The organism is Sphingomonas sp. Tas61C01 (genome assembly GCF_052567495.1).
In genome coordinates, this window is the sequence record NZ_CP199583.1 from 2,962,277 (window position 1) to 2,981,769 (window position 19,493).

The following is a 19,493-nucleotide window of genomic DNA, read 5'->3' on the forward strand; positions in this document are numbered from 1 at the left end:
GCAGGTAGGTACATGAAATCGGTTACGAGCCGGGCGTTCAACCAGGATGTGAGCCAGGCGAAACGGCTCGCGCGACTCGAACCGGTGTTCGTCACCGACCGCGGCAAGCCGACCCATGTGCTGATGAGCATCGATGCGTTCCGCGCGCTCGCGGCACCGGCCGAGACGATGATCGACCTGCTGGCGATCGACGAGCCCGTCGCCGCCGAGCCCGACTGGCGCGCCGCCGCCCGATGGGGTCGCGGGGAGACGCCCTGATGCACCTGCTGGATACCGCCATCGTCTGGGAACTGCGCGACGCACGTGCCGGGCGGTGCGATTTCGGCTTAGCAACGTGGATCGGCAGCCGTTCGCGCACCGAGCTGTTCGTGTCGGCCCTGACGATCGCGGAGCTCGGCGCCGCGGCGGCACAGGTCGCGCGGGGGGACAAGGCGGGGTCCGCGGCGATCAGGCGCTGGGCGGAGACGCGGGTGACCGCGGCGTTCGAGGGGCGGGTGCTGCCGATCGACGCTGCGATCGCAGCACGGGCGGGGGCGCTCGGCTATGCCGACATGCGCGACGCGCTGGTCGCGGCGACCGCGCTGGAACATGGCCTGACGCTCGTCACCCGCCGCGCACCGGCGTTCAAGCTCGGCAAGGTCAGGACCTTCGATCCCTGGGGGTTCCAGGCCGATGCGGCGGAAGCCGGAACCGACTGGCGCGAGGCGACCCGACCGGGGCCGCAATGGCTCAAGAGCCTGTTCGTTCGCGGCTGATCCCGCGCGGTGCGCCCTGCGCGAGCTGTTCGACCAGGTTCCGATGCATCGGCAGGTCGAGCGTCGCGCGTTCGCCATAGCCCTTGATCCGGGCAAACAGCCGCTCGGCCTCGGCGGTATCGGGAAAGTCACGGCGGCCGGCGGACAGATCGGTGCGGAAGCCCATCCCGTAGAGGATGTACTGGTAGTTGAAGAACGCGAAGGATTCGACGTCGATCATGAAATCGAACCGGCTAGGCGGGCGGTAGCGCCATTGATCGAGCAGGTCGCGCAGACGCTCCGGAATCGTCGCCGGATCGGCATTGTCGCGCCAGAACGGCTCGGGGCGCCGGCTGAGGCAATAATGCAGCTTCAGGAAGGTGACGATGGTCGCGTAGCGCGCGGTCATCAGTTCGTTGAAGCGACGCGCGGGGAGATCGGCGGGGCCATGATGCGGGAACAGCTCCGCGATCATCCCGACCGCCGCCTCGATCAGCACCACGCCGGTCGATTCGAGCGGTTCGAGAAAGCCGCCGGACAGGCCGACCGCGACGCAATTGCCGATCCACGGGCGCTCGCGGTATCCGGCGTCGAAGCTCAGCCGCCGCGTCGACACCTCGCCCGCGCGCGCGCCCACATAGTCGCCGAGGATCGCCGCGGCGCGATCGTCGTCGATGTAGCGGCTCGAATAGACGCAGCCGATCCCGCGCGCGCCGGCCAGCCCGATGTCCCAGATCCACCCCGCCTCGTGCGCACTGGCGACGGTGTAGCTTTCGATCGGCGCATCGGGACGGTCATAGGGCAGCTTGCAGGTGATCGCGCGGTCGGTGAACAGCTGGTCAGCCACCGAGCGGAACGGCGAGCCCATCGCGCGGCCAATCAGCTCGGCGCGAAAGCCGGTGCAGTCGATATACAGGTCCGCCTGCAACCGGCCGACATCGGTGTCGAGATGGGCGATCCAGCCATTCTCGGCCGTCGCCACCGCGTCGACGCGCCCGGGCAGGTGGGTCACGCCGAGTTGTCGCGCTCGGTCCGCGAGCACCCGCGACAGGCCGACCGCGTCGAAATGATAGGCGTAGTTTAGCGGACCTTCGAAATCGCCTTCGCTGGACTGCTTAGGGCCGCGCTGCGCCTCGGCGACACGGTTCTGGATGGTGACCGCCTCCGCAAAGGGCGGGCGCGTTGCGTCGTCCTGGAGCAGCCAATAAGGGACCAGGCTGGTGCCCTCGGCATAGAAGGGCGGCTCGAACGGGTGGAAATAGGAGTGGTCGTCGCCGCCGTCGCCCGGCGGGCGGAGCCAGTCGCGGAAGCGGACTCCCTGCTTGAAGGTCGCCGAAGTCTCGCGCACGAACGCGGCCTCGTCGATGCCCAGGAAGCGCAGCGTGTCGCGGATCGTCGGGAAGGTGCCCTCGCCGACCCCGATGATGCCGATGTCGGGCGATTCCAGCAGCGTGATGCCGACCGACGGCCCCAGCGCCTTGGCCAGATAGGCGGCGGTTAGCCAGCCGGCGGTGCCGCCGCCGACGATCAGGATGGTGCGCCGCGTCGTCACGCTGCGGCTATAGCGTGCGGGCCCGGCGCGCGACAGCCTCTGTCGGCTCAGCCCCCGGCGGGCAGATCGATCACCACCCGCAGCCCGGGAGCGGCAGGTTCCAGCCTGACCTCGCCGTCGTGGAGCCGCGCGACCGCGGCGACCAGCGAGAGGCCGAGGCCGACCCCGGCGCCGCCGCGGGCCTCGTCGATGCGGCCGAAGCGGCGCAACGCGGTGCCGTGATGTTCGGGGGCGATACCCGCGCCCTGATCGGCGATCGAGAGATGGATGCGGCCGGTGGCACGGACCAGGCCGAGGGTGATCGTGCCGACGCCGTATTTCAGCGCATTGTCGACGAGGTTGCCGAGCGCCTGGGCGATCAGTTCGCGGTGCGCGGGACGGATCGCCTCGTCGTCGATCGCGAGACGGACGTCGCGTCCGGCATCCTCGATCAGCGGCGCGTACATCTCCGCCAGGTCGCGCAGTGCATCGCCGAGATCGAGCGGCGCGAAGGCGTCGCGGCCGATCCCCGCCTCGGCGCGCGAGATGCGCAGTGCGGTCTCGACAATGGCGAGCAACCGGTCGCCCTCGGCCAGCGCGCGGTCGACATCCTCCTGCGCCGCCGGATCGCGGACCGTGACCGCAGCGCGTTCGAGCGCCGAGCGCAGCCGGGTGAGCGGCGATTTCAGGTCGTGGGCGATGATATCGGTGGCGAGCGTCAGCTCCGCGACCAGCGACTGGACCCGATCGAGCGTGGCGTTGACCGACATAGCCAGTGCCGCAAAGGCGTCGCCGCTGCGATCGTCGGCTACCCGGCGCGAGAGATCGCCGTCGCGGACGGTGCGCAGGGTGGCGACGGTGTCGTTGAGGCGGACCACGATCATCCGCGCCGCCAGCCACGCCGCGAGCGCCGCGAACGCCACCGCCAGCGCCAGCGCGATCAGTGTGGCGCGTTCGAGCAGCTTGACGATGCGGCGTTCGTCGTCGACGACACTGCCGGTGAGCAGCCGCGCGCCGTCGGGCAGGCGGGTCGCACGAACCAGCATCGCCTCCGACTGACCATGGCCGCGGCGGCGCAGCTCGACATGCTCCGTGCGGTCGTCGAGCATTACTCCACCCGGCCAGCCAGCGAGGTTCCCCGCAACCGCGCGGCCGTCGGCGTCCGCCAGCAGCAGCACCGCGTCGGAGCCGGTCGTGGTCCGGGCGCGCAGCCTCACCGCGTCGATCAGCCCGCGGACGCCGGCTTCGGCGCGGATCGCGAGCAGGTCCTGCCGGATCATGTCCGCGGTGGCGGTGGCGTTCGCATAGACCTGATCGCGGACCAGCGCGCGAACCGGCAGCAGCAGTGCCGCCGCGGCGGCGAGCTGGAGCAGGAAGACGAGCGCGGCGAAGCGCGCGGTGGTCGATCGCGGATGCATGTCAGGGGTTGGCGCTGAGCCGGTATCCGGCACCGCGGACGGTGTGGAGCAACGGGCGTGCAAAGCCGTCGTCGACCTTCTTGCGCAGCCGGCTGACATGGACGTCGATGACGTTGGTGCCCGGATCGAAGTGGTAATCCCACACGCCTTCGAGCAGCATCGTCCGGGTGACGACCTGATCGACGTGGCGGAGCAGATATTCGAGCAGTCCGAATTCGCGTGGCTGGAGCTGGATCGGTTGCCCGGCGCGGGCGACGCGGTGGCCGAGCAGGTCCATCTCCAGATCGTCGCAGCGCAGCGCCGTCTCCACCGCCGCGGCGCCCCTGCCGCGGCGGACCAATAGCCTGATGCGTGCGAGCAGTTCGGCGAAGGCGAAGGGCTTGGTCAGATAGTCGCTCGATCCCTCGGTCAGGCCCTTCACCCGGTCCTCCGCCGATCCGAGTGCCGACAGGATGATCACCGGGGTCTCGACCCCGGCGCCGCGCATGCCGGACAGCACCGCCATGCCGTCGATCCCGGGCAACATGCGATCGAGAACGATACAGTCGTAGCCGGCGTCGGTAGCGTGGAACAGCCCGTCGCGGCCGTTGGCGACGCGATCGACGACGAAGCCATGTTCGCGCAGGCCGTTTGCGACATAGTCCGCGGTAGCGTCGTCGTCCTCGATCAACAGGATCTTCTGCGACACGGCTGCACCTCGCTCATCCGCCGGCAGGCCGTGCCGGGGGGGTCGCGCGGGTGATGCCATCGCGGGTTCCCCGGGGGCAAGCGCGCAAAGATGACATATCGCTCATCTTCCGGTCAGCGGGTCGACAAGTGCGCACGTGCATCGACAGCCGATGACGACGATTGCCTATCGCCGCGCCCGGCTGGACGAACGCATCTGCCGGATGATCTGCCCGATCGCATCGGGGATGGTCGGGGTGTGCCTGACCGGGATCGGGCTGCTTCACCTCGGTGTGGTCGCGGGGCGCCGCGGCAGCTTCGCGGACGACATGCTGGCGATCGACGCGCTGCTGTTCCTGGTCGCGACGCTCGCATCGTATCTGTCGCTGCGCAGTCTCGATCAGCGGCGGCTGCACGGGATGGAGCGGATCGCCGACGCGACGTTCATAGTCGCGATGCTGGTGCTGACCGCGGCGTGTTTCGTGATCACCTATGCGATGAGCGCGTGATGGGCCGTGCGCCCCGGATCGTCGCCGCGGTCGTCGCGATGCTGCTGATCGCCGCGGTCGGCTACCTCGCCTATATCGGCTATTACAGCAGCGAGATCTACCGGGTGGAGCCCGCGAGGCGGGCGCCGCCGGCGCGACTGGCGGGCACCGTCGCGGTGTTCCTGTCGGGCGATTCCGGGCTCAAGGCGGGCATGGCGACGACCGTCGTCGCGACGCTGGCCGAGCGCGGGATTCCGGTGCTCGGCGTCAATTCGCTCACCGCGTTCAAGAACGGCCGCAGCCCGGCGGAGACCCGCACGCTGGTGGCCGACGCGACCCGTCGGGCGCTTGAAATGCCGGGCGCGCGGCAGGTGGTGTTGATCGGGCAGTCGTTCGGCGCGGACATGCTTCAATACGGCGTCTCGGCGCTACCGGGCGACCTGCGGCCCAGGGTCGCGCAGGTGATCCTGACGGTGCCGGGCGACACCGTCCTGTTCACCGCGTCGCCGGGCGGGCTGCTCGACGGCGCGCCGGACGGGCCGGCGCTGCCGAGCGCAAGTCGGATCGGGTGGGTGCCGGTGCTGTGCGTGTACGGACGCGAGGAGGAGACCAGCCTGTGCCCGTTGCTCCACGCCGCGAACGTGCGCGTCGTGCCGCTGCCGGGCGGGCATTACCTGCACCACGACGCCAGGCGGCTGGCCGACCTGATCTGGGGCACGATCCTGCGCCTACGACCTTCCCCGGCGGTGGCGCATGCGTGATCCGGTGGCGTGGATACGCCGGCACCGGCTGGCGCTGTCGATCGCGGCGTTGCTGCTGCTCGCGGTGCTCGCGATCGTCGCACTCGAGCGGCTGACGCAGGAGATCCGCTTCGCCGACGTGCGCGGTGCGGTGCATGCGCTGTCGGCGACGCAGCTTGCGGCGGCGATCGGCTTCACCGCGCTCAGCTACCTGATGCTGACGCTATACGACGTCGTCGCGCTGCGGATCATCGGCCGCGAGCTGCCATGGCGGACCGCGGCGCTGGCATCGTTTTCGAGCTATACGCTGAGCCACAATCTGGGGCTGTCGCTGCTGACCGGCGGATCGGCGCGATATCGGGTCTATACCGCGGCGGGGCTCGACGGCCCCGATGTCGCGCGGGTGATCGGGATCGCGGGCGTGACGTTCTGGGTCGGGATCGCCGCGGTCGCGGGCGCGGCGCTACTGTTGCAGGGCACGCCGATCGCGTTCGCCGGGGTGGTCGTCTCCACCGCGCTGGCGCATGCGATCGGCGCGACGATGATCGTGGCGCTCGTCGTGCTGGTGGTGACATGCGGCCGGCGGCGGACGCCGTTGCGGGTGTGGCGGTTCAGCGTGCCGCTGCCGACCAGCGGGCAGGCGCTGGCGCAGATCGGCGTCGCGATGCTCGACACCGCGGCGGCGGCGGCGGCGCTGTACGTGCTGGTGCCGGGCGCGACGCCGGCGTCGTTCCCCTTCTTCGTCCTCGCCTGGGCGCTCGGCATGCTCGCGGCGGTGGTGACCCATGTGCCCGGCGGGGTCGGGGTGTTCGAGGCGGTGGTGCTCGCGGTGGTGCCGGGCGACCGGGTGGCGATCTTCGCGGCATTGATCGCGTACCGCGTGATCTACTACCTGCTGCCGCTGGCGCTCGCCGCGGCGATGCTGGCGTGGCGTGAGGGCGTGCGCCACCGCTCGCTGACCGGGCGGCTGCTGCGCGACGGCCGCGCCGCGGCGACGGGGATCGCGCCGCTGATGCTCGGCGCGGCGACCTTCCTGGGTGGCGGCATGCTGCTGCTGTCGGGATCGCTGCCGTCGCTGCAGGCGCGGATGGGCGTGCTTGCGGCGCTGCTGCCGCTGCCGTTCATCGAGGCGAGCCACATCGCCGCCAGCCTGGTCGGTACCGGGCTGCTGCTGCTGTCGCCGGGACTGTACCGGCGGCTGGACGGCGCGTTCGTCGCGACGCGCGCGCTGCTGGTCGCGGGGGCGATGTTTTCGCTGGCGAAGGGGATCGATTACGAAGAGGCGATCGCGTGCCTGGCGCTCGCCGCGTTGCTGCAGGCGACGCGGGGCGCGTTCTATCGCCGCACCGCGCTGACCCAGACGCCGTTTTCGGGCGCGTGGCTGGCGACGGTCGCGGTCGCGGTGGCGGGCGCGACCTGGGCGGGGCTCTTCGCCTATCGGCACGTGATCTATTCGGACGATCTGTGGTGGCAGTTCGCGCTGCACGGCGATGCGCCGCGCTTCCTGCGCGCGATGCTCGGGGTGACGGTGCTGCTCGCCGGGGTCGCGCTGTGGCGGTGGCTCGGCCCCGCGCACGGCGTCGCCGACGCTGCGGCGGATCCGGCGCGGGTGCGCGCGGTGCTGGCGCGGACCGACCGCACCGATGCGATGCTCGCGCTGACCGGGGACAAGCGGTTCCTGATCGACGAGGAGGGTGCGGGCATGCTGATGTACCAGGTGCGCGGTGCGAGCTGGATCGTGATGGGCGATCCGATCGGCGATCCGGCCGCCTGGGGCCCGCTGCTGTGGCGGATCCGCACTCTGGCAGACCGTGCGCAAGGCCGGCTGCTGCTCTACCAGATCACCGCGCCGGTGCTCGATCTCGCGATCGGCATGGGGTTGCAGATCGTCAAATACGGCGAGGAGGCGGTGGTGGATCTCGCCGGCTTCACGCTCGATACCCCGCGGCTGCGATCGATCCGCAAGGCCGAGCGCGCGGCGGCACGGCACGGGCTGACCTTCCGGATCGTGCCCGCCGCGGCGGTGCCGGTGGTGATCGAGGAGCTCGCCGCGGTGTCGGCGGAATGGATGGCGGCAAAAGGCCATGCCGAGAAGAACTTCAGCCTCGGCCGGTTCGACCGCGCCTATCTCGGCCATTTCGACGTCGCGCTGGCGATGGTCGGGGACCGGATCGTCGCCTTCGCCAATCTGTGGCTCACCGCCGATCGCGGCGAGGCGTCGGTCGACCTGATGCGCCACCGCGACGATGCGCCCAACGGGACGATGGATTTCCTGTTCGTCCATATCCTGCAATGGGCGCAGGAGCGCGGCTATGCGCGCTTCACGCTGGGGATCGCGCCGCTGTCCGGGATCGAGGGCGGGCGGCTGGCGCCGGCCTGGGCGCGCGCGGCGGCGCTGGTGTTCCAGCACGGTGAGCGCTTCTACGGGTTCCGCGGGCTGCGCAGCTACAAGGAGAAGTTCGACCCCGATTGGGAGCCGCGCTACATCGCTGGTCCGCGCGGCGTCGCGCTGGTCCAGGCGTTGCGCGACCTGTCGCTGCTGGTCGGTCGCGGGATCGCGTCATGACCGCGCCGCCCGATCAGGACGCGGCCTGCCGCGCCGGCCGCCACGTGCCCGGCGGCCGGATCGTCGTCGACCAGCACGGCACCCGGCACGCGCATTGCCGGCATTGCGGCTGCGCGCTGTCGCGGCTCCAGTCGATCCGCCGGTGGTATCGATCGGGGCAGCTCGGCTGAACATGACAAAGATGTAAGGCGCGGCCCAGCCGCCGCTTACCTCGATCCGCTACACAGGCATGGTCACCGCTGCGTCGGACGTGCCGACGCGCCCTCTTCGTGAAAAGGCTTCCCGATGCCAGCGCCCGTCTTCTTCGATCCCTCCGGCCGTCGCAGCAGGATGTCGCGCCGGACGCTCGGGATCCTGATCATGGCCGTCGTGCTGGCGTCGATCGCGTTCGCCACGACGCTGATCCTGGTGCCGAGCCGGCGCGACCTGCGACTGCCGCTGCCGCAGCCGCACGCCGCCGCCGCGCGTGGCCAGCACCACCCGCGCGGACTGGCGGCGTGGCTACCGCGGCGGGTGACGCAAAACCTGGGAACCGCGCTGAGCGTCGGCTTCTACGTGCCCGGCGACGACGCCAGCCTGGCGTCGCTGCGGCGCAACGGCGGCGCGCTCGACTGGGTGGTGCCCGCGCTGGTCAGCGTGTCGGGGCCGCAGCACATCGTGTCGGCGCATCGCGACGACGCCTTCGATCGCAGCGTCGCGGCGATGCCGAATCCGCCCAAGGTGCTGCCGATGGTGCAGAATTACGGCGAGAACAGCTGGGACGGCAAGGGCACCGCGGCGCTGCTCGCCGATCCGGTCGAGAGCGCGGCGACGGTGCGGCAGTTGGCGGCCTATGTGACGGCACGCCATGCGGCCGGGCTGGTGATGGATTTCGAGGCGCTGCCGGCGACCGCGATGCGCCCCTATCTGGGCTTCCTGCGCCAGCTACGCGCGGCGATGCCGAAGGGATCGGTCCTCGCCGTCACCGCGCCGGCGGAGGACGAGCGCTGGCCGCTCCGCGCACTCGCGCAGGTCGCCGACAAGGTCGTGTTCATGGCCTACGACCAGCATTGGGAGGGCGGCGAGCCCGGCCCGATCGCGGCACAGGACTGGTTCGTGCAGCAGGTGCAGACGGCACGGCGTGCGGTGCCCGGCGACAAGCTGATCATCGCGCTCGGCAGTTATGGCTATGACTGGCACGGCGGCGACACCGATGCGCTGTCGATCGAGGATGCGTGGCTCGCCGCGCACGACAGCGACGCCTCGCCGACCTTCGATCCCGCCAGCGGCAATGCGAGCTTCGGCTATGACGAGGACGGTGTCCGGCATTCGATCTGGATGATGGATGCAGCGACCAGCTGGAACCAGATGCAGGTGCTGAAGCGGCTCGACATCGACAATGTCGCCTTGTGGCGGCTCGGCACCGAGGACCAGGGCTTCTGGGCCGATCTCGCGGCGATCCGCACCGGCGGCGTGCCCGATCTGTCACGGCCGGTGTCGATGCTGAACACCGATGTCGAGGGATCGGGCGAGATCCTGCGGATCACCGCGACGCCGACCACCGGCCAGCGCACGACCCGCATGGACGGGCAGGGCGTCATCCGCGACGTACGCTACGACGCGCTGCCCACGCCCTATGTCGTCCAGCGCACCGGCGGCGCCAATCCGAAAATGCTCGCGCTGACCTTCGACGACGGCCCGGACGGGACGTGGACGCCGCGCATCCTCGCCGAGCTGAAGGCGGCGCAGGTGCCGGGCACCTTCTTCGTGATCGGCGAGAACGCGCTCGCGCATCCGCGGCTGCTGAACGAGATCATCGCCGGCGGCAACGAGCTCGGCAACCACAGCTATACCCATCCCAACATGGCGCGACTGGGGCCGCGATCGACCTCGCTGGAGCTGAACGCGACGCAGCGGCTGGTCCAGGCCTATACCGGGCGATCGATGACGCTGTTCCGCGCGCCCTATTTCGGCGATGCGGAGCCGACCACGATCGACGAGCTGGAGCCGGCGCTGCATGCTCAACAGCTGGGCTATACGGTGGTCGGATTGCACGTCGATCCCAACGACTGGCAGCGACCGGGCACCGACGCGATTGTCAAGCAGGTGCTCGATCAGGTCGCGGCGGCGACCCCGACCAACACCGGCAACGTCATCCTGCTCCACGACGGCGGCGGCGACCGCGCGCAGACCGTGGCGGCGCTGCCGCGGATCATCTCGGCACTGAAGCACCAGGGCTACCGCTTCGTCACCGCCTCGCAGCTGGTCGGCGTCAGCCCGGCGCAGGCGATGCCGACGGTGTCGGGAACGGACCTGTGGGCAGTGCGGACCGACGTCGCGGTGTTCGTGATCCTGGCCGGGCTGGTCGGGGGGATCACCTGGCTGTTCTACGTGGCGATCTCGCTCGGGATCGCGCGCGCGGTGCTGATGACCGCGCTCGCGTGGCTGCAGGCGCGCTATCGCCGTGCCGAACCGCCGGTGTTCACCCCCACCGTGTCGGTGATCGTGCCGGCCTATAACGAGGAGCGCGTGATCGTCTCGTCGGTGGAACGGGTGCTGGCGAGCGACTATGCGGGCATCGAGGTGATGGTCGTCGACGACGGATCGAAGGACGCCACCAGTGCGCGGGTGCGCGAGGCGTTCGCGGACGATCCGCGGGTGCGGCTGCTGACGCTGGAGAATGGCGGCAAGGCGGCGGCGCTCAACCGGGCGCTGCTCCATGCCAGCGGCGAGGTGATCATCGCGCTCGATGCCGACACCCAGTTCGAACCCGAGACGATCACCCGGCTGGCGCGCTGGTTCGCCGACCCGCGGATCGGCGCGGTGGCGGGCGACGCGCGGGTCGGCAACCGCGTCAACCTGGTCACGCGCTGGCAGGCGGTGGAGTATATCACCGCGCAGAACCTCGAACGCCGCGCGCTGGCCGGGTTCGACGCGATGACGGTGGTGCCGGGCGCGGTCGGGGCGTGGCGGCGGACCGCGCTGGACGCGGTCGGCGGCTATCCCGAGGACACGCTGGCGGAGGACCAGGACCTGTCGATCGCGGTGCAGCGCGCGGGCTGGCGGATCACCTACGATCCCGATGCGGTGGCGTGGACCGAGGCACCCGAAACGTTCCGCGCGCTCGCCAAGCAGCGCTTCCGCTGGGCATTCGGGACGCTGCAATGCCTGTGGAAGCATCGCGGCATCCTGCGCAGCGGCAAGCCGTCGGGACTCGCCTGGGTCGGATTGCCGCAGGCGTGGCTGTTCCAGATCCTGTTCGCAGCGATCTCGCCGCTGATCGATCTGGCGCTGGTGATGTCGATCGTCGGCACGATCCTGCGGATCGGGCAGCATGGCTGGGCGCAGACCAGCGGGGATGTCGGGCGAATGGGGCTCTACTGGGTCGCGTTCACCGCGATCGACGTGGCATGCGGATGGATCGGCTACTGGCTCGACGGGCGGCGTGCCCGTTTCCCCGCCTTCCTGCTGGTCGCGCAGCGCCTGGTGTACCGGCAGATCATGTACGGCGTCGTGCTGCGCGCGATCGCGGCGGCGATCGGCGGCTGGACGGTCGGCTGGGGCAAGCTCGAGCGGACCGGGCGGGTCGGGGTCGGCGCCTAGGCGAGGACGCTAGGCGGCGGCGCGGCCACGCCCTACAGGCGGTGGATGTCCGAGGATTATGCCCATGGCCGGCGCGACGGCCTCCGACTCGCACTGGCGATCCTGGCGGCGGAGGAGGAGAAATGGGCGGCGCTGCTCGGCGCCAGCCGATCGGGGCGGACCAACATGATCCGTGGCGTCCGCCACAAGGCGCTGCAGGTCGCCCAGACCCGCGTGCAGACCGCGCTCAACCGGCTGGTGCCGAAGGAGGCGGAAACGATCAGCGACGAACTGGCGACGGCGCTGGACCGGATGGGCTTGTAGGCGCGGGCGAGTGACGCTTTTCAGGTTCCGGCCTTGCGGGGGCGGATGTAGACCGAGGTCAGTGTCGGGATCGCGGCCTTCAGTTCGTCCTCGATGGCACTGATCAGGGTTTCGCCTTCGCCCATCGTCAGCGTGTCGTCGAAATCGGCGGTGACCGCGACGAACACCGCGTCGGGGGCAGTGTGGATGGTGCGGACGTCGGTGACCGCAGTGATCCGCGGTTGTTTGTCGATCATCGCGCGGACCTGCTCGATCAACGCGGGAGCGGCGCTTTCGCCGATCAGCAGGCCCTTCGCCTCGCGGGCGAGGAGCACCGCGACGAGGCCGAGCACCAGCCCGATCACGATCGAGGCGACGCCGTCGATCCGGGGATCGGCGAACTGGTGGCTCGCCCATACGCCGATCGCCGCCACCGCCAGGCCGACCAGCGCGGCGCTGTCCTCGAACAGCACGATGAAGCCGGCGGGGTCCTTGGAACGACGGATCATCGCCCACCAGCCGAGTTCGCCGCGCTTGGCGCTCAGTTCGCGCACCGCGATCGTCCAGGAGCTACCCTCCAGCAGGAACGCGACGCCGAGCACGATATAGTTGATCAGCGGATCGCGCAGCGGCTCTGGCTCGCGGATATGCTGCCAGCCCTCGTAGACCGAGACGCCGGCGCCGACCGCGAAGATCAGGATCGCGACGATGAACGCCCAGAAATACAGCTCGCGGCCATAGCCGAACGGATGCAGCCGGTCGGGCGGCTGCTGGGCGCGATGCTGCCCGTAGAGCAGCAGGACCTGGTTGCCGCTGTCGACCAGCGAATGCACGCCCTCGGTCAGCATCGACGAGGATCCGCTGATCGCGGCGGCGACGAACTTGGCGATCGCGATGCCGACATTGGCGGCGAGCGCGCCGTAGAGCACGATATTGGCCCGGATCCGTTCGGCGATGGTCATCGTCTTGCGCTCGCACTCGTCCGGCGGGGAGGCCACCGGGTCATGGCGGGCAACGTACCGGCATCCGGTAGGATGCACGACGTAGCGAACGATCGGCCGCCGGACAGCAGGAAGCCGCCGACCTTTCGGTCGACGGCCTCTGCCCGCCTGTCAGGGACTATCAGGCGTAGGTAACGGCGTTGTGGCGGCGGCGATACCGTGCGGTGGCGCCGATCAGGCCGAAGCCGATCAGCATCATCGCCCAGGTCGCCGGCTCCGGAACCGCTGCGATCGCCAGATTGTCGACCTCGAACGAGTTGCCGGTCGACGAGAAGGTGACGCTCTTGAAGAACTCGCCCTCGCCACCGAAGACGGTGAACAGGCCGTTGGTCGCCGGTGCCGACTGGTTGCCGTTGGCGGGGTTGGTGAAGCTCGCGCTGCCGGGGATGACGATGTCCGGGCCCATGTTGCTGACGATCGTCAGCGTGTTGTAGGCGTCGATCGAGCCCCAGTCGAACTGGAACGAGTTCACCAGGCTGGTGAAGTTGTAGGTCGCGCTGCCGCCACCGAAGACCGACAGATACGGCGTTCCGGCAGGAATCGAGCTAGCGGGCGGCGCGCCGTTGCTGTCCGCCGGCGGAACCTTGATCGCGAACCCGGCACCGATCAGGCCGGCTGCGGTGTCGAAGGTGTTGATCACGGTGTAACCGCTCGAGGGCGACGCGCCCATCTGGACGAACCCGAACGTCGCCGCGCTCGCGGGTGCCGCAAACATGGCAGCGCTTGCGAGAAGACCAGTTGCAAATACCGACTTCAGAATAGATGACATGTTTACCTCCCGATAAAGACCGTTGATCGAGTGAGAGAGACTTCGACCCGCTTGCGCCCTTTCGAACGAGTCTTTCTCGGAACCCACGACCGGTAATTAACAGAAAATGAAGATGCGGATATGATCTATACGCGTGTTAACCTTGTTCGCGTTCGTGATCAGTGTTCAGCGAGCAGGTGATTAGAATCACATCACTTTTCCTGGGTCGACGTAGCGATCCGGGTAGTCCAAGCCGGCGCGGGACTGTCCCACTGTCCTGATTCAGCACGATCGATCGTGAGCGGATCGTAATTAAACTAGCTGATCATCGAGACCATCGTTGCGAATCGCCGCGAGTCGCGGGACTTCGCGGCTGCGCCGAGTTGTTCTCGGCTGCTGGTCCGACCGGCCGATTCAGCTCCAGCGGTCGGCGATCGTCGGGGCGGGGACGAAGCTGATCGGGCGGGGGATCGACGGCGGTGGCGCGGTCATGCCCTGTTGCAGGTAGCGCATCGCGGACATCAGGCCGTTGCGCGAGAAGGGCTTGGGGATGACCCCGTGCGCCCCGGCGAAGTCGGCGGGGATCTTCTTGGGGTTGGCAGTGACGAAGACGATCACCGCATCGTCCCAGCGATCGCGGACCAGCGCGGCGACGTCCAGCCCGCTGGATCCCCGCGCGAGGTGCATGTCGAGGAACACCAGATCGGGCGGCTCGATGCGGAGCGCCGCGACATCGTCGAGCGACGCGGCCTCGGCGACGACGCGGTGGCCGCAATCGACGACCATCGCCTCGATATCCATCGCCAACAGCGCCTCGTCCTCGACGATCAGGACGGCCAGGGTGTCGGCGCCGGATGCCACCTAGCGTGCCGCGGCGAACGTGATGGTGACGCGGGTGCCCGGCGCCGCATCCGCATAGGCCGTGGTCGCGCCGACCTGGCGAGACATGCGCTCGATGAGCGTGCGGCCGAGCCCGCCTTCACGATCGGGTCCGTCGACGAAGCCGGGGCCGTCATCGGCGATGACGATCTGCGCCTCGTCGCCGGCGTCCGCGGCACGGATCGTAAGCGTGCCCGGTCGCCCGTCGGCATAGGCGTGCTTGATCGCGTTGGTCAGGATCTCGTTCAGCACCAGCCCGAAGGCGGCGGCATTGGCCGAGGCGACCTCGATCGGCTCGACATGGCTGTCGACCACGATGTCGTCGCGCCCGCTGGCACCGACCACGTCGGACGCGAGATTGACCGCGAACGCGGCGACATCGAACCGGGTGATGTCGTCGGACTGGTAAAGCCGGCGGTGGACGGTCGCGAGTGCGTCGACGCGTTCGAGCATCGCTTCCAGCTTGCTGGTGATCGCGTCGTCCTCGATCGTCCGCGCCTGGAGCCGCAGCAGCGATCCGATCATCGTCAGGTTGTTCTTTACCCGGTGATCGACTTCGTGGAGCAGCATCGTCTTGGCTTCGAGCGCGGCGGCCAGTGCGGCGGTGCGCCGCTCGACCTCGCGCTCGATCTCCGCCTTCTGCAACGCGATCGTCTGCTGCGCCTCGACCCGGCTGGTGACGTCCAACTGCGAGGCGAAGAAGAACTGGATGGCGCCGGATACGTTGCGGACCGGGCTGACATAAAGCGCGTTCCAGAAGGTCGTGCCGTCCTTGCGATAGTTGAGCAGATCGACGTCGATGCTGGCGCCGGCGGCGATCGCGTCGCGCAGCTTGGCGACCTCGGCACGATCGGTTTCGGGGCCCTGAAGGAAGCGGCAGTTGCGGCCGACTATCTCGTCGCGCGGATAGCCGGTCAGCTTCTGGAACGCCTCGTTGCAGAACACGATCGGATTGTCGGGCTCGTTCGGATCGGTGATCACCATCGGCATGCGCGTGGCGCGGACCGCCGCGGCGAAGGGATCGCCCTCGCCCAGTTCATGCTGCACCTTGTCCGTCAGGTGCCAGTCGTCACGCTGCTTCAATAACCGGGCTCCGTCACGCCGGATACCCGGCCCGCGTACGCTGAAGGTACGGCTGGGGGGACCGATAGATGGGCTCGGGCGAATTTGCCAGAGGTCGGACGCTGCTTATCCTAGAAAACGATCGAAATGCGCGTGGGTCGCTTCCGGCTTCGAGGCGATCAGCTCGCGGACGCGACCGTCGAGTTCGGCATCGGTTTCGCCGATGTGGCGAAGCGCCATCGACCAGCTACCGAATTCCCGTTCCTCGAGATCGCGATCGACCAGCACCTCGACGTCGCGGTGCCTGCTATCCTTCGCTATCCGTGCAAAGGTGAGCGCGATCGCTTCGTCCGGTCCTTCGAGTACCTGGAGGAACCGGTCGTGGCGGACCCACAAGAGACCGGTGACGCTTTCGAGCGCGTTGTTGTGGCGCGACTGGTGGAGGATATCGTCGACGACGGACTGCCGCGGGGGTGACGTACTCGTACTGACGTAGACAACCTGACGCACGCGGCCTCCTTGCGCGGCCGCGGGTAGCACCAAGGGTATGGTACGGCATTGATATGGATCAAGAACGTTCCGCGCGGGAGTTCAGTGGTTGCGTCCGAGATTGCCTATATGAGGATACTCACTATATCCGCACTTATGAGCGACAGCATCGGCTTCCTGATCAGCGACGTGTCGCGCCTGATGCGGCGACGGTTCGACGAACGCGCGCGCGCGATCGGCGTGACGCGCCCGCAATGGCGCGCGCTGACCGCGCTTTCCCGTCGCGAGGGCGTCAACCAGGGGCATCTCGCCGACCTGCTCGAGGTCGAGCCGATCACGTTGTGCCGGATGGTCGATCGGCTCGAGGATGCGGGCCATGTCGAGCGGCGCCGGGATCCGGGCGATCGTCGCGCCTGGAACATCTTCCTCACCGATCGATCGCGGCCGTTGATCGAGCAACTGGCGGCGATCGCGGACGATCTGTTCGCGACCGCGCTGGCGGGCGTGGCGGCGGAGGATCGCACCCGGCTGACCGCGACGCTCGACCGTATCCGCGACAATCTCGCCACCCCCGAACCGGGCAAGGATAGTGCGCATGGCTGATGCCGATCCCGTGACCGACTTGCGCACCGCGGGTGCGATCGACGTCCAGGTCGAGCCAGCGAAGCCGCGGCGCCGTTGGGGCCGGCTGGCACTGATGTTCAGCGTGCCGCTGCTGATCGTGCTGGTCGGCGCGTATCTGTGGATCACGTCGGGTCGCACGGTGTCGACCGACAACGCCTATGTCTCGCAGGACAAGGTCGCGGTGTCGGCCGATGTCGCGGGGCGCATCGTCGAGGTGAAGGCGCGCGAGAACCAGCAGGTTCGCGCCGGCGACGTGCTGTTCCGGATCGATCCCGATCCCTACCGGATCGCGGTCAGCCAGGCGAACGCGTCGATCGCGACCGCCCAGGTCGATGTCGCGACGCTGCAGGCGAACTTTCGCGGCACCAATGCCGATATCGAAGCGGCGCGCGATGCGATCACCAATGCGCAGGAAGATTACCAGCGCCAGACCGCGCTGATGAACAGCGGCTTCACGACGCGCGCGCGACTCCAGCAGGCGCAGCACGCGGTCGAGCAGGCCCGCGCGCAACTGGCGAATGCGGAGGCGACCGCCGCCGAGGCGCAGGCGAAGCTGTCGAACGGCTCCGCGGTGCCCGGGACCGCGCCCGCGATCGCCGCGGCGCAGGTCCAGCGATCGCGCGCCGCGCTCGATCTCGCGCGCACCGTGGTCCGCGCGCCGGTCGGCGGCACCATCAGCCAGGCCGATCGGCTTCAGGTCGGGCAGATGATGATCACCGGGTTGCCCGCGGTCAGCATCGTCGCCAATGGCCGGTCGTGGGTCGAGGCGAACTTCAAGGAGACCGACCTCAACAAGATGCGGGTGGGCCAGCGTGCGGAGATCGGGTTCGACGCCTATCCCGGCCTGAAGCTGAAGGGACATGTCCAGTCGATCGGCGCTGGCACCGGCAGTGAATTCTCGGTGCTCCCGGCGCAGAACGCGACCGGCAACTGGGTGAAGGTAACGCAGCGCGTGCCGGTGCGGATCGCGATCGACGAGAAAAGCCCGCGCCAGTTGATCGCCGGGCAATCCGCCGACGTGTCCGTCCAGGTCCAGTAGGGTCGCGCGGGTGAACGAGGAGGCGCCGGCCCTCCACACGTCCAATCGTCCGCTGCTGACGCTGGGCGTAATGGCGGCGACGATCATGCAGATCCTCGATTCGACGATCGCCAACGTCGCGTTGCCCCATATGCAGGCGTCGCTCGGCGCGACCGCGGATACCGTCACCTGGGTGCTGACGAGCTACATCGTCGCTTCCGCGGTCGCTATCCCGCTGACCGGCTGGCTGTCGGACCGGGTCGGCAGCCGCAACCTGTTCCTGGGCGCGGTGGTCGGCTTCGTGATCGCGTCGATGCTGTGCGGGTTGGCGACGAGCCTTCCCGAGATGGTCGTGTTCCGGGTGCTCCAGGGGATCGCGGCGGCGTTCATGAACCCGCTCAGCCAGACCGTGATGATGGACATCAACCCCAAGTCGAAACAGGCGAGCGCGATGTCGATCTGGGGGATGGGGGTGATGGTCGGCCCGATCCTGGGGCCGGTGATCGGTGGCTGGTTGACCGACTATTACGACTGGCGCTGGTGCTTCTACGTCAACGTGCCGGTCGGGATCGGTTGTTTCGCGATCCTGTGGGCGTTGCTGCCGGGGCGCGGGATCACCCGGCGCCGTTTCGACCTGTTCGGCTTCGCGTCGCTGGCCGTCGCGATCAGCGTGTTCCAGCTGATGCTCGACCGCGGGCAGACCCAGGACTGGTTCAACAGCTGGGAGGTGTGGATCGAGGGAATGGTCGCGCTGGCGGCGGCGTGGATGTTCGTCATCCATCTGTTCAGCGCCGACCATCCGATGTTCAACCGCAGCCTGTTTTCCAATCGCAACCTGATCACCGGCCTCGGCTTCATGTTCGTGATCGGCGTGCTGATGACCGCGACGCTCGCGCTGCTGCCGCCGATGTTGCAGGGCCTGTACAATTATCCGGTGCTGACCACCGGCTTGCTGCTGATGCCACGCGGGATCGGCATCGTCGGCAGCATGTGGATCGCGGGGCGGCTGATGCAGCGCAACGTCGATCCGCGGATCATGGTCGGGCTGGGGCTGAGCATCGCCGCCTATTCGCTGTGGGAAATGACCGGCTGGAACCTGCAGATGGGATCGATGCCGTTCATCGTCACCGGGGTGGTGCAGGGCGTCGGGCTCGGGCTGATCTTCATCCCGTTGAACGTGATGGCGTTCGCGACGCTGTCGCCGCTGAAGCGCACCGACGGCGCCAGCCTGATGAACCTGTCGCGCAACATCGGCGGGTCGGTCGGCATCTCCGTCGTCACCGCGCTGCTCGCGCGGAACGTCCAGATCAGCCACGAGGTGCTCGGCGGGCATCTGACCACCGGGGCGATCGACGGCGCCGACCCGATCGTGTCGAGCGCGCTCGGCGGGGGCACCGACCAGGCGCTGATGATCGCGGATGCGCTGGTCAACCAGCAGGCGGCGATGATCGCCTATATCGACGATTTCAAGCTGATGATGATCCTGACGCTGGCGGCGCTGCCGCTGGTATTCGTCCTGAAGCGCCCCAAGGGTGCCGCGCCGGTCGCCGCATCGGCGGATGCGATGGGTCATTGAGGGTTCAGCCGGATCAAGGCAGGATGACCGCGGATTGACCCGATCCGTCGTTCCCGACTGCGCGGGGCGGGCGGGGGCTGGCGGCGAGG

General features: G+C 68.8%; 19 protein-coding genes. 11 read left to right on the plus strand and 8 right to left on the minus strand.

Annotated features, from left to right (window positions below):
- The first annotated feature begins 12 nt into the window (after window positions 1–12).
- Window positions 13–258: a type II toxin-antitoxin system Phd/YefM family antitoxin gene (locus ACT009_RS13920; protein WP_445191657.1), complete on the plus strand. Its 246-nt coding sequence runs from the start codon at window positions 13–15 to the stop codon at window positions 256–258.
- Window positions 258–755: a PIN domain-containing protein gene (locus tag ACT009_RS13925; RefSeq protein ID WP_445191658.1), complete on the plus strand. Its 498-nt coding sequence runs from the start codon at window positions 258–260 to the stop codon at window positions 753–755. The genes ACT009_RS13920 and ACT009_RS13925 overlap by 1 nt, the downstream gene beginning before the upstream one ends.
- Here the strand turns inward: ACT009_RS13925 and ACT009_RS13930 are convergent.
- From ACT009_RS13930 to ACT009_RS13940, 3 genes are read right to left on the minus strand one after another with little or no spacing between them, the layout of a single operon-like run.
- Window positions 730–2,286 (minus strand): tryptophan halogenase family protein, encoded by a 1,557-nt coding sequence (locus ACT009_RS13930; protein ID WP_445191659.1) that lies wholly within the window; start codon window positions 2,284–2,286, stop codon window positions 730–732. The genes ACT009_RS13925 and ACT009_RS13930 overlap by 26 nt on opposite strands.
- Before the next feature lie 47 nt (window positions 2,287–2,333).
- Window positions 2,334–3,683, minus strand: a complete 1,350-nt coding sequence (locus ACT009_RS13935) for a sensor histidine kinase (protein WP_445191660.1) — start codon at window positions 3,681–3,683, stop codon at window positions 2,334–2,336.
- A 1-nt stretch (window position 3,684) separates the two neighbouring features.
- A complete protein-coding gene (locus ACT009_RS13940; protein ID WP_445191661.1) occupies window positions 3,685–4,371 on the minus strand; it encodes a winged helix-turn-helix domain-containing protein in 687 nt (228 codons plus the stop codon).
- 151 nt (window positions 4,372–4,522) lie between these two features.
- Here ACT009_RS13940 and ACT009_RS13945 point away from each other — a divergent pair, with 151 nt between their 5' ends.
- The 6 genes from ACT009_RS13945 (at window position 4,523) to ACT009_RS13970 (ending at window position 12,028) form a co-directional block, all read left to right on the plus strand.
- Window positions 4,523–4,858 (plus strand): hypothetical protein, encoded by a 336-nt coding sequence (locus tag ACT009_RS13945; protein WP_445191662.1) that lies wholly within the window; start codon window positions 4,523–4,525, stop codon window positions 4,856–4,858.
- On the plus strand, window positions 4,858–5,598 hold the full coding sequence (locus ACT009_RS13950; protein WP_445191663.1) for an AcvB/VirJ family lysyl-phosphatidylglycerol hydrolase: 741 nt from the start codon (window positions 4,858–4,860) through the stop codon (window positions 5,596–5,598). The genes ACT009_RS13945 and ACT009_RS13950 overlap by 1 nt, the downstream gene beginning before the upstream one ends.
- On the plus strand, window positions 5,591–8,143 hold the full coding sequence (gene mprF / locus ACT009_RS13955; RefSeq protein WP_445191664.1) for a bifunctional lysylphosphatidylglycerol flippase/synthetase MprF: 2,553 nt from the start codon (window positions 5,591–5,593) through the stop codon (window positions 8,141–8,143). The genes ACT009_RS13950 and mprF overlap by 8 nt, the downstream gene beginning before the upstream one ends.
- Window positions 8,140–8,313 carry a hypothetical protein gene (locus tag ACT009_RS13960; protein ID WP_445191665.1) on the plus strand — a complete coding sequence of 58 codons (174 nt, stop codon included), beginning with the start codon at window positions 8,140–8,142 and terminating at the stop codon, window positions 8,311–8,313. Before mprF ends, ACT009_RS13960 begins: the two co-directional genes overlap by 4 nt.
- Before the next feature lie 115 nt (window positions 8,314–8,428).
- The gene (locus ACT009_RS13965) at window positions 8,429–11,725 is read left to right on the plus strand and encodes a glycosyltransferase (RefSeq protein WP_445191666.1); all 3,297 of its coding nucleotides are present in this window, start codon (window positions 8,429–8,431) and stop codon (window positions 11,723–11,725) included.
- A 45-nt stretch (window positions 11,726–11,770) separates the two neighbouring features.
- Window positions 11,771–12,028 (plus strand): hypothetical protein, encoded by a 258-nt coding sequence (locus tag ACT009_RS13970; RefSeq protein WP_445191667.1) that lies wholly within the window; start codon window positions 11,771–11,773, stop codon window positions 12,026–12,028.
- A gap of 20 nt (window positions 12,029–12,048) precedes the next feature.
- Here ACT009_RS13970 and ACT009_RS13975 read toward each other — a convergent pair whose 3' ends face one another.
- From ACT009_RS13975 to ACT009_RS13995, 5 genes are all read right to left on the minus strand, one after another.
- The gene (locus ACT009_RS13975; RefSeq protein ID WP_445191668.1) at window positions 12,049–12,969 is read right to left on the minus strand and encodes a cation diffusion facilitator family transporter; all 921 of its coding nucleotides are present in this window, start codon (window positions 12,967–12,969) and stop codon (window positions 12,049–12,051) included.
- Between the two features lie 160 nt (window positions 12,970–13,129).
- Entirely contained in the window at window positions 13,130–13,723 is a 594-nt protein-coding gene (locus ACT009_RS13980) for an Npun_F0296 family exosortase-dependent surface protein (protein ID WP_445191669.1), read from the minus strand.
- 447 nt (window positions 13,724–14,170) lie between these two features.
- Complete coding sequence (locus ACT009_RS13985; protein WP_445191670.1) at window positions 14,171–14,617, minus strand: response regulator; 447 nt, start codon at window positions 14,615–14,617, stop codon at window positions 14,171–14,173.
- Window positions 14,618–15,718: a PAS domain-containing protein gene (locus ACT009_RS13990; protein WP_445191671.1), complete on the minus strand. Its 1,101-nt coding sequence runs from the start codon at window positions 15,716–15,718 to the stop codon at window positions 14,618–14,620.
- 105 nt (window positions 15,719–15,823) lie between these two features.
- Window positions 15,824–16,207: a BLUF domain-containing protein gene (locus ACT009_RS13995; RefSeq protein ID WP_445191672.1), complete on the minus strand. Its 384-nt coding sequence runs from the start codon at window positions 16,205–16,207 to the stop codon at window positions 15,824–15,826.
- Between the two features lie 135 nt (window positions 16,208–16,342).
- Here ACT009_RS13995 and ACT009_RS14000 point away from each other — a divergent pair, with 135 nt between their 5' ends.
- The 3 genes from ACT009_RS14000 to ACT009_RS14010 are packed head-to-tail and all read left to right on the plus strand — an operon-like array spanning window position 16,343 to window position 19,404.
- Complete coding sequence (locus ACT009_RS14000) at window positions 16,343–16,789, plus strand: MarR family winged helix-turn-helix transcriptional regulator (protein ID WP_445191673.1); 447 nt, start codon at window positions 16,343–16,345, stop codon at window positions 16,787–16,789.
- Complete coding sequence (locus ACT009_RS14005; RefSeq protein WP_445191674.1) at window positions 16,782–17,849, plus strand: HlyD family efflux transporter periplasmic adaptor subunit; 1,068 nt, start codon at window positions 16,782–16,784, stop codon at window positions 17,847–17,849. Before ACT009_RS14000 ends, ACT009_RS14005 begins: the two co-directional genes overlap by 8 nt.
- 10 nt (window positions 17,850–17,859) lie before the next feature.
- Window positions 17,860–19,404 (plus strand): DHA2 family efflux MFS transporter permease subunit, encoded by a 1,545-nt coding sequence (locus ACT009_RS14010; protein WP_445191675.1) that lies wholly within the window; start codon window positions 17,860–17,862, stop codon window positions 19,402–19,404.
- Window positions 19,405–19,493 lie beyond the last annotated feature (89 nt).

Bases quoted from the DNA above. Each gene is read 5' to 3' on its own strand.
- ACT009_RS13920 (WP_445191657.1), top strand. From the start codon at position 13: ATGAAATCGGTTACGAGCCGGGCGTTCAACCAGGATGTGAGCCAGGCG.
- ACT009_RS13925 (WP_445191658.1), top strand. From the start codon at position 258: ATGCACCTGCTGGATACCGCCATCGTCTGGGAACTGCGCGACGCACGT.
- ACT009_RS13935 (WP_445191660.1), bottom strand. From the start codon at position 3,683: ATGCATCCGCGATCGACCACCGCGCGCTTCGCCGCGCTCGTCTTCCTG.
- ACT009_RS13945 (WP_445191662.1), top strand. From the start codon at position 4,523: ATGACGACGATTGCCTATCGCCGCGCCCGGCTGGACGAACGCATCTGC.
- ACT009_RS13950 (WP_445191663.1), top strand. From the start codon at position 4,858: ATGGGCCGTGCGCCCCGGATCGTCGCCGCGGTCGTCGCGATGCTGCTG.
- mprF (WP_445191664.1), top strand. From the start codon at position 5,591: ATGCGTGATCCGGTGGCGTGGATACGCCGGCACCGGCTGGCGCTGTCG.
- ACT009_RS13960 (WP_445191665.1), top strand. From the start codon at position 8,140: ATGACCGCGCCGCCCGATCAGGACGCGGCCTGCCGCGCCGGCCGCCAC.
- ACT009_RS13965 (WP_445191666.1), top strand. From the start codon at position 8,429: ATGCCAGCGCCCGTCTTCTTCGATCCCTCCGGCCGTCGCAGCAGGATG.
- ACT009_RS13970 (WP_445191667.1), top strand. From the start codon at position 11,771: ATGTCCGAGGATTATGCCCATGGCCGGCGCGACGGCCTCCGACTCGCA.
- ACT009_RS13975 (WP_445191668.1), bottom strand. From the start codon at position 12,969: ATGACCATCGCCGAACGGATCCGGGCCAATATCGTGCTCTACGGCGCG.
- ACT009_RS13980 (WP_445191669.1), bottom strand. From the start codon at position 13,723: ATGTTTGCGGCACCCGCGAGCGCGGCGACGTTCGGGTTCGTCCAGATG.
- ACT009_RS14000 (WP_445191673.1), top strand. From the start codon at position 16,343: ATGAGCGACAGCATCGGCTTCCTGATCAGCGACGTGTCGCGCCTGATG.
- ACT009_RS14005 (WP_445191674.1), top strand. From the start codon at position 16,782: ATGGCTGATGCCGATCCCGTGACCGACTTGCGCACCGCGGGTGCGATC.